This is a genomic window from Mesorhizobium sp. BR1-1-15, from assembly GCF_020165475.1.
Lineage (GTDB): Bacteria > Pseudomonadota > Alphaproteobacteria > Rhizobiales > Rhizobiaceae > Mesorhizobium.
The window spans coordinates 147,900-154,562 of sequence record NZ_JAIUIF010000015.1; the positions used below are offsets into that span (position 1 = coordinate 147,900).

General features: G+C 60.7%; 8 protein-coding genes. 5 read left to right on the forward strand and 3 right to left on the reverse strand.

Annotated elements, in window-relative coordinates; all coding sequences use genetic code 11:
• Positions 1–55 precede the first annotated feature (55 nt).
• A complete protein-coding gene (gene ligD / locus LB541_RS22925) occupies positions 56–1,996 on the reverse strand; it encodes a DNA ligase D (protein WP_140671282.1) in 1,941 nt (646 codons plus the stop codon).
• 14 nt (positions 1,997–2,010) lie between these two features.
• Complete coding sequence (locus LB541_RS22930; protein ID WP_140671283.1) at positions 2,011–2,196, reverse strand: DUF3606 domain-containing protein; 186 nt, start codon at positions 2,194–2,196, stop codon at positions 2,011–2,013.
• A 607-nt stretch (positions 2,197–2,803) separates the two neighbouring features.
• Here LB541_RS22930 and LB541_RS22935 point away from each other — a divergent pair.
• Positions 2,804–3,130 (forward strand): DUF736 domain-containing protein, encoded by a 327-nt coding sequence (locus LB541_RS22935; RefSeq protein WP_140671285.1) that lies wholly within the window; start codon positions 2,804–2,806, stop codon positions 3,128–3,130.
• Between the two features lie 45 nt (positions 3,131–3,175).
• Here the strand turns inward: LB541_RS22935 and LB541_RS22940 are convergent, their stop codons facing one another.
• Positions 3,176–3,451: a helix-turn-helix transcriptional regulator gene (locus LB541_RS22940; RefSeq protein WP_224619678.1), complete on the reverse strand. Its 276-nt coding sequence runs from the start codon at positions 3,449–3,451 to the stop codon at positions 3,176–3,178.
• Between the two features lie 174 nt (positions 3,452–3,625).
• On the opposite strand from LB541_RS22940, the gene LB541_RS22945 reads away from it, so the two are divergent.
• The 4 genes from LB541_RS22945 to LB541_RS22960 all read left to right on the forward strand — a co-directional run bounded on the left by LB541_RS22945 (position 3,626) and on the right by LB541_RS22960 (position 6,304).
• Entirely contained in the window at positions 3,626–4,240 is a 615-nt protein-coding gene (locus LB541_RS22945) for a hypothetical protein (protein ID WP_224619680.1), read from the forward strand.
• A gap of 128 nt (positions 4,241–4,368) precedes the next feature.
• Positions 4,369–4,563, forward strand: coding sequence for a transcriptional regulator domain-containing protein (locus tag LB541_RS22950; RefSeq protein WP_224619681.1), 195 nt, complete (start codon positions 4,369–4,371; stop codon positions 4,561–4,563).
• Positions 4,564–4,618: 55 nt separating this feature from the next.
• Complete coding sequence (locus tag LB541_RS22955) at positions 4,619–5,119, forward strand: DUF2285 domain-containing protein (protein ID WP_140671287.1); 501 nt, start codon at positions 4,619–4,621, stop codon at positions 5,117–5,119.
• Positions 5,120–5,461: 342 nt separating this feature from the next.
• Positions 5,462–6,304 (forward strand): hypothetical protein, encoded by an 843-nt coding sequence (locus LB541_RS22960; RefSeq protein WP_140671288.1) that lies wholly within the window; start codon positions 5,462–5,464, stop codon positions 6,302–6,304.
• The last annotated feature ends 359 nt before the right edge of the window (positions 6,305–6,663 follow it).

Genomic DNA, 6,663 nt, shown 5'->3' on the forward strand with positions numbered 1-6,663 from the left:
CCCGATGGCGCGGCGTTGGCAAAACGGGCGTGGGTTCTCCGCGGCCCGCGGGGCGCTACAGATGTGGCAGGGATTGGTCAGCGCGCCCCCAGCCCGCCAGAGCCTTGGAAGCCGCTCGTTTCTTCAATTCCGGAGCGTCGCCGATATGGAAATGCGAGGGTGCATCGATGGTCTTCATCTCCGCCCAGGTGATCGGCGCCGCCACGGGAGCACCCGGCCGGGTTCTCGCGCTGTACGGCATGATCGCGGTCGCCCCGCGCTGGTTGCGCAGATAGTCGACGAAGATGCGACCCTTGCGGCGGGCCTTCGACAACACCGCCGTGAAATGGGCGGGATCGCTCTGGGCGACCGCCTGAGCCAGGCGAGACGCGAAATCCTTTACCTCCGGCCATTCTGCCTGGGGGGTCAGCGGAGCGATCACATGCACCCCCTTGCCGCCCGTCAGCATCGGGAAAGTCGTCAGTCCCAGCGATTTGAGGATGTCGCGGAATTGAAAGGCAGCGGCGCGCACGGCTTCAAAATCCAAGCCCTCATCCGGGTCCAGATCGAACACCAACCGGTCGGCTTTTTCGACGTCCTCGATGCGGGCTCCCCATCCATGCAGCTCAATCGTTCCCATCTGGACGCAGGTCATCAGGCCGTCGGCGTCGTCCAGATAAAGGTACGGCTCCTCGTGTCCGTCCTTCTCGGTGATCCCGACGTGGTGGACCTTGTCGCCAAAGCTGCCGGCGTCGTGTTTTTGGAAAAAGCACTTCTTCGCGCGGCCCTGCGGGCAGCGGACCAGACTGATCGGCCTGTTGCCGACCCACGGAAGCATGATCTCGGCGAGCTCGGCGTAATGATCGGCTAGCTGTCCCTTGGTGATGTTGGATTCCGGGTAGATGACGCGGCCGCGATTGCTGATCGCGATCGTGCTGGTTGCCGGCGACGTCAGGGTTGCCGTGCGGTGTTCCGTCTCGAGCACGACGGCCCCCGGCCTCTTGTCCTCGCGCAGGCCAAGATAGCTTGGATGACGCAGCGTTCCTTCATTGGTCATTTCGGTGAACGCGATCTCGGCGACAAGCTTGGGACGCAGCCAGTGGGCGCCGCGAACCTCCGCGCGCGGCGCATCGACCGTGGCGGCTTTCTGCTCGAGCGACGCCATGGTCTTCATCAGCCGGGCCATCTCGGCGGTATCGAAACCGGTTCCGACCTTGCCGGCATAGCGCAGCTTTCCGCCATCTTGGACGCCGAGAATCAGGGATCGAAACGGGCGATCCTTGTCCGACGGCGTCCAGCCGACGAGCACGAATTCCTGACGTTTGATGCACTTGATCTTCAGCCAGCTGCCGTCTCGGGCTCCGACATAGTCCGAATCCGCGAGCTTGGAGATTACCCCTTCCAGGCCGGCGTCGCAGAAGCGGTTCAGCAATTCTTCTCCACGCCCCTGGATATGATCGGAGTAGCGAAAGATAGGGTTTCCGGCCGGCAGAATTGCCTCCAGTTTCTCCTTCCGCTCCAGGAGCGGAAGCCTCGAAAGGTCTTCGCCGTCGAGTTCGACCAGATCGAATGCGAAATAGTCAATGCTCGCCGGAGCACCCTTCAATGCGTTCTGAAGCGCCTGGAAACTGGATCGTCCCTCGGCGTCGGTTACGACGGCCTCTCCATCGATGAGCGCGGAGCGGACGTTGAGCTTGCGTGCCTCGGACAGGATCGAGGGAAAGCGGTCGGACCAGTCCAGACCGGAGCGCGTATAGGCGCGCGCCTCTCCGCCACCCACCGCGACGAGAATGCGGTAGCCGTCGTATTTCATCTCGTGAATCCAGCGATCGCCAGGGGGAACCGTGTCCACCAGTTTTGCGAGCTGGACAGGCCGGAAGGCAGGTGGCGCGAGTTTGGCCGCGCCCCGCGACGCTGGCTTCCTAGGGGGAGTTAAAGATCCTCCAATTGTGAGGCGACGCGACGCTGACTTGCTCACTGAATTGACTCTCGCCAAGACGAATGTCCGAAGCGCCATTCGCGGCGCGCGGCCTATTTCTTCAGGTTCTGCGCGGCGGCATTGAGCTTGTCTCGATCGTTGCCGACCCGCTTGATGAGCGCCTCGGCCTGATCTTTGCCAATGCCGTGCTTGCGGGCGAAGTAATTGACCTCGTAGCCTTCACCGCCGGAGACTTGCCGCCGGTCGGCGGCGCCTCGCTTCGATTTGTTGTCGGCCATTGTCGACTCCTTGTTTCCATAGCTGCGACGTCACGACGTTCGACCTCTAACGTTTTGGGTCGTCTTGCGATCCTGAGCCGGCAAGAAATTCAGCGGCGCGCCGGAGAACCAGCGTCCTCACTTCATGTTGTCGATGTGCAGATCCGGAATGTAGAGGTCGCGGCGGCCCAACTTGGTTAGCTCGCGCGGATCGGGCGCCGAGCCACCATTGCGGGCCAGGTGGCGGTCGCCTCATGCCGACGTGATAAGGGCTTGCTACAGCCTCTGCAAAGCGACATCGAAAGACATCTTGGAGACCCGGTGCTTGGTCTCTAATCGCATGTACCGCCATTTCCTTCCTCTACCAGTTCGCGGACTGCACCAACGACCTCTCGAACGGGCTGATCTGGCCGAAGGACGCTGAAGCCTCGACCGCCTATGCCGCAATGGCGCGGCGCGCGTTTCTTCCCCTGGGCGAAGCCCTTCCTCGCGGAACCAAGAAACGCGCGCCTGCGCCATCCTCCGCTTTGCTGCGGTCGCAAGCGATGCGGCGGCGGTCGCCTTCGGCCCAACGATCGCCATCGAGGTCGCATGGTGCGGGCTCGGAAACGAAGAACGGAGATTGAAAATGGCTACCATCGGCACTTTCAAGAAGACCAATGCGAACGAGTTCACCGGCGAGATCGTCACCCTCAGCGTCCACGCCAAGGGCGTGCGCATCGTCCCCGACACAAGGGCCAGCGGCGAGAACGCTCCAAGCCACCGCGTGGTGGTCGGCAAGGCCGAAATCGGCGCCGCCTGGTCCAAGCGCTCCACCGAGGGCCGCGACTATCTCGGCCTCAAGCTCGACGATCCGAGCTTCACCGCTCCGATCTACGCCAACCTCTTCGCCGACGAGGAAGGCGAGGGCCACAGCCTCATCTGGTCGCGCCCCAACCGCCGCAACGGCGAGTGAACTGGCCAACGCCTCGCCCGGCAAATCGCGCCGGGCGAGAGTTGTCTAGGTCTGATCAGACCTTCGCGCAAATCGCAGGCCGGCACCACCGCCGTTCTCCGCAAGGAATTCTATACCCGCGGCCTCAAACGCACGGCGGATCGCCGCAAGATTGTTTCGATGGGGAATACGAATACTCCTTTCGAAGTCTACTATCGTAGTCCTCGAAACAGCAGCTGCCTCGGCCAGGTCGCCCTGGCTCCATCCAAGCATAGCTCTTGCAGCACGACACTGCTGAACAGAAATCGCTTCGCTCTCAAAATCGTTCTTTTTGGTTGACATAGGTCAAAAAAGCCGCTTTTAGTATGCAACCCTACGGAAGTCATTGATGAGGTCTGGCGTAATAGCTCGCTCGGCCCCACCTGCACGACGTCGTCGATAGCTCAGAATCTTTGCTGATTCTGACAATAGACACGACTTGTCCTTTCGTCACGAGTGAGAAAGGGTGCTACGAAAGTGAGTGGGAACCAGCCGTCTTCACAAATCTCATCAATCGTCGACAACCAGCTGACGGAGGACCCGGTCGTGGCTCTATCCCTTGCTTGGATCGATGCTCACGTTGAGATGCTGGCCTCCTGTGTCCGGCAGCAGCAGGCGGAGGAGGGGCCCTTAGAACGTGGCGCGAATTTGCATGCCGGCGAAATCATTGGATACGGCGAGGGGACCAGCGTCGCCCGCTATCTCGATGCCCGGACGGTGGAGCAGGATGATTCCGAGAGGGCCGACGCCTTGCTGGCCGATATTGCGGCGACGCCTGCACAATCGTTGGTGGGTGTCGTGGCTAAACTCGCCGTCATCCTTCGGGAGGCAAGTGACAACACAGACCTCTGCGAATTTCCGCTGCCGCACATCCGCTCTGCCTTGGCCGATCTGCAACGGCTCACGCATGAAGCGATAAGCGACCAGCCTGCCGGCTGGCCCGCCGGCAATCAGTCGATCTGCGTGTTGTTCGAGCAGCCTGCATCATCTTTCGCCGCCTGGCGCGCCTTCAGCGCGTGGAGCCAGGGTGATGATGATGCTTGTCGTGCCTGGACGGACACATTCAAGACACTGCAAGGCGCGAGCCAGTAGGCACCGCAAGTCTCGGCCTGACTGCTCTGCGCCGAGATCGCTCCTTGCTCAATCGTCAATGACGGAATCCAAGGATTTCGCTCAACGCTGCATCCCCCTATCAAATCCTTGAGAAGGGAAGGATGCGGATGAAGCTAGATACATCGCAGTGGCGTGACCCACAGGCATATGCGTTCGTCAAAGGGGCCGCCGCCGATGCGATTGCCTGGGAGTTCCTGCGGCGCAATCCCAAATATCAGCAGGACTTCGCGTCCTCTCGCTCGGCCAAGGCGATGCACGCATTGCGCAAGCGCTGGGGTTTGCAGTTTCGCCGCCAGGCCTGACCAAACTGCATTCGAGCAGCCCGTCTATTGGGCGCCTCAGATCGACCCTGGGGTCGTGAACCTAGTCGAGGTTCCGCCGAATCTGCGAGCGCGGGAGGGCAGCGCCCTCGACGTTCCGCTGACCGCTGGCCAGCGTGACGAAGTGGGCCATCACGTGCGCTCCGCGCCGGACGGCACGCAACTGGCGCTTCTCGAAGACGCGCAGCTAGGCGAACCGCTGGCTGCCATCATTCCACTCGACGACATGGCGTACGACAGGCTCCAGGCGATCAAACGGTTCATCCGCTCGACCCACAGGCAACACCTTCCCGATGCCCGCTTGACCGCGGCCCAGCGCCGGCGCATTGGCCACATGCTGCGATGCCTCGATGGTCGGGAGGAGCAGGCATCCCATCTTGAAGTCGCGACCGCCTTATTCGGCCGGCGGCTGGTCAGTGCCGCCGACTGGCACGACTCAGCTTTTCGCTATCAGACACATCGCCTCGTGCACGACGGCCTGAAGATGGTCGAGCGCGGCTACCGCCAATTGCTGCGCGCGCGGCGGCGTCATCTCTGACAAGTGCCGGTCGAGTTGTCCGCCTACTTGCGCTGTTGGCGAGCCGACTTCTACTCTCAATCCTGAAAAGGATGGCGGCTTTGCGCCGCATTCCGGTCGTTCGAAGTGCGCCGGGGATTTCTCGAGCGGACATGAGACCTGAGAGTCGGCTTGAAAAGCGAGCTGGCCGCTGGGTACGTCTTGGCTGAACGAAGTCGCGTCAGAATGTGGTAGTGGGGCGGCGGATGGCGGCCAAACCATGGTCTTCCCCGCAGCTTCAAGCTTGGGCTGGGCTGTGGCGACGTCTGCCGCCCCTTTTGCTAAACCAGGCTCACAATGCTGCCGCCGTGCCAGAGGGTCCAGATGAAGAAGACACCGCTAGCGAGCCGCTTTCTCAAGCAGCTCATATGCGTCAACGATCAGATTTGCTTTTCCGCGCTTCAGCAGTGGGATTTCGCCAATCGCCTCGCGCCAATGGTCAATGCAATTCCAAAGGAGTTCTCAACCGCGGCATTTCCCAATAACCCGTACGCAGCTTCTATCTTTCGATCAGTTTCGGATCTCGCCACCTTCGCAGGTGAGGCCGAGCTGGTTGCTCTTCAAATGGGTGTGGTGGCATCCGTAGAACATCTACTTGCCTACATGTCCGACGTGCAACACCTGAGAGAGAGCCTCGTCACGACATCTGGCGACCCGATATTTGATGATGCCGAAGAAGAGCAACTGCGCCTCAAGGTCTGTCGGTGGAAGGGCTCTGATCCAGCATCCGGGTACTTCAAAACCCTTGGTTACTTCAGACATCTCCGCAACCACTTTGCCCATGTGAACGCCAAACCAACATCTGCTTTTGCGACCTACATTCGGTCCCACGGGACCCCGCTCAACAAATTCTGGAACAATGGACGTACCGATCTTCATGGGGTCGACTTCCGAAGCCTTGCCGGCATCCAGCTAACGCCCGATTTGGCCTTAGGGGTAATGAACCTGCTCAGAGTGTGTCTCCGGCACGTAGACGATATCGTGGCAGACACGCTCTCGCTTGAGGACGCAGTCCATTGGATCGTCCGGGACATTCGCAGCGCGCCTCGCAATAACGGAATTGACGCGGGGCAGCTAGAATCGAAGGTAACAGCGCGCCTGGAAATGGAGTGGGGCGTAAAAGCGGACGTGCTAGCCATTCATAAGGCAGTCGAGGCCATGCTTTGATAGCGTTGTCAACGGGGTGAAGGCATCGACAAAATCAGGGAGATCCTAACCGCGTGATGGGTTGGCGTATGACGGCTTCGTCGGGTTCGCACCTCAAAGCGATCAGTCCGCTGCCGGTCTCAAGCAGAACATTCATAGCGTTCCGTCGTGAGCGCTTGGTAACGGATGGGCAAAGACTTTGATGCAGGGTAAGCCATTGTGGGCTGACATCCTGGCGAACCAGTCCGCTTTCTCTCTGAGCCACTGATGCCGCAATCGCCTCCCTTCTTCATTTCACAGAGCGCACCAACGACCTCTCGAACGGGCTGATCTGGCCGAAGGACGCTGAAGCCTCGACCGCCTATGCCGCAATGGCGCGG

What these genes read in the sequence shown, in the direction of transcription:
- LB541_RS22930 (WP_140671283.1), bottom strand. Translation starts at nt 2,196, where the DNA reads ATGGCCGACAACAAATCGAAGCGAGGCGCCGCCGACCGGCGGCAAGTC.
- ligD (WP_140671282.1), bottom strand. Translation starts at nt 1,996, where the DNA reads ATGGCGCTTCGGACATTCGTCTTGGCGAGAGTCAATTCAGTGAGCAAG.
- LB541_RS22940 (WP_224619678.1), bottom strand. Translation starts at nt 3,451, where the DNA reads ATGTCAACCAAAAAGAACGATTTTGAGAGCGAAGCGATTTCTGTTCAG.
- LB541_RS22935 (WP_140671285.1), top strand. Translation starts at nt 2,804, where the DNA reads ATGGCTACCATCGGCACTTTCAAGAAGACCAATGCGAACGAGTTCACC.
- LB541_RS22950 (WP_224619681.1), top strand. Translation starts at nt 4,369, where the DNA reads ATGAAGCTAGATACATCGCAGTGGCGTGACCCACAGGCATATGCGTTC.
- LB541_RS22960 (WP_140671288.1), top strand. Translation starts at nt 5,462, where the DNA reads ATGAAGAAGACACCGCTAGCGAGCCGCTTTCTCAAGCAGCTCATATGC.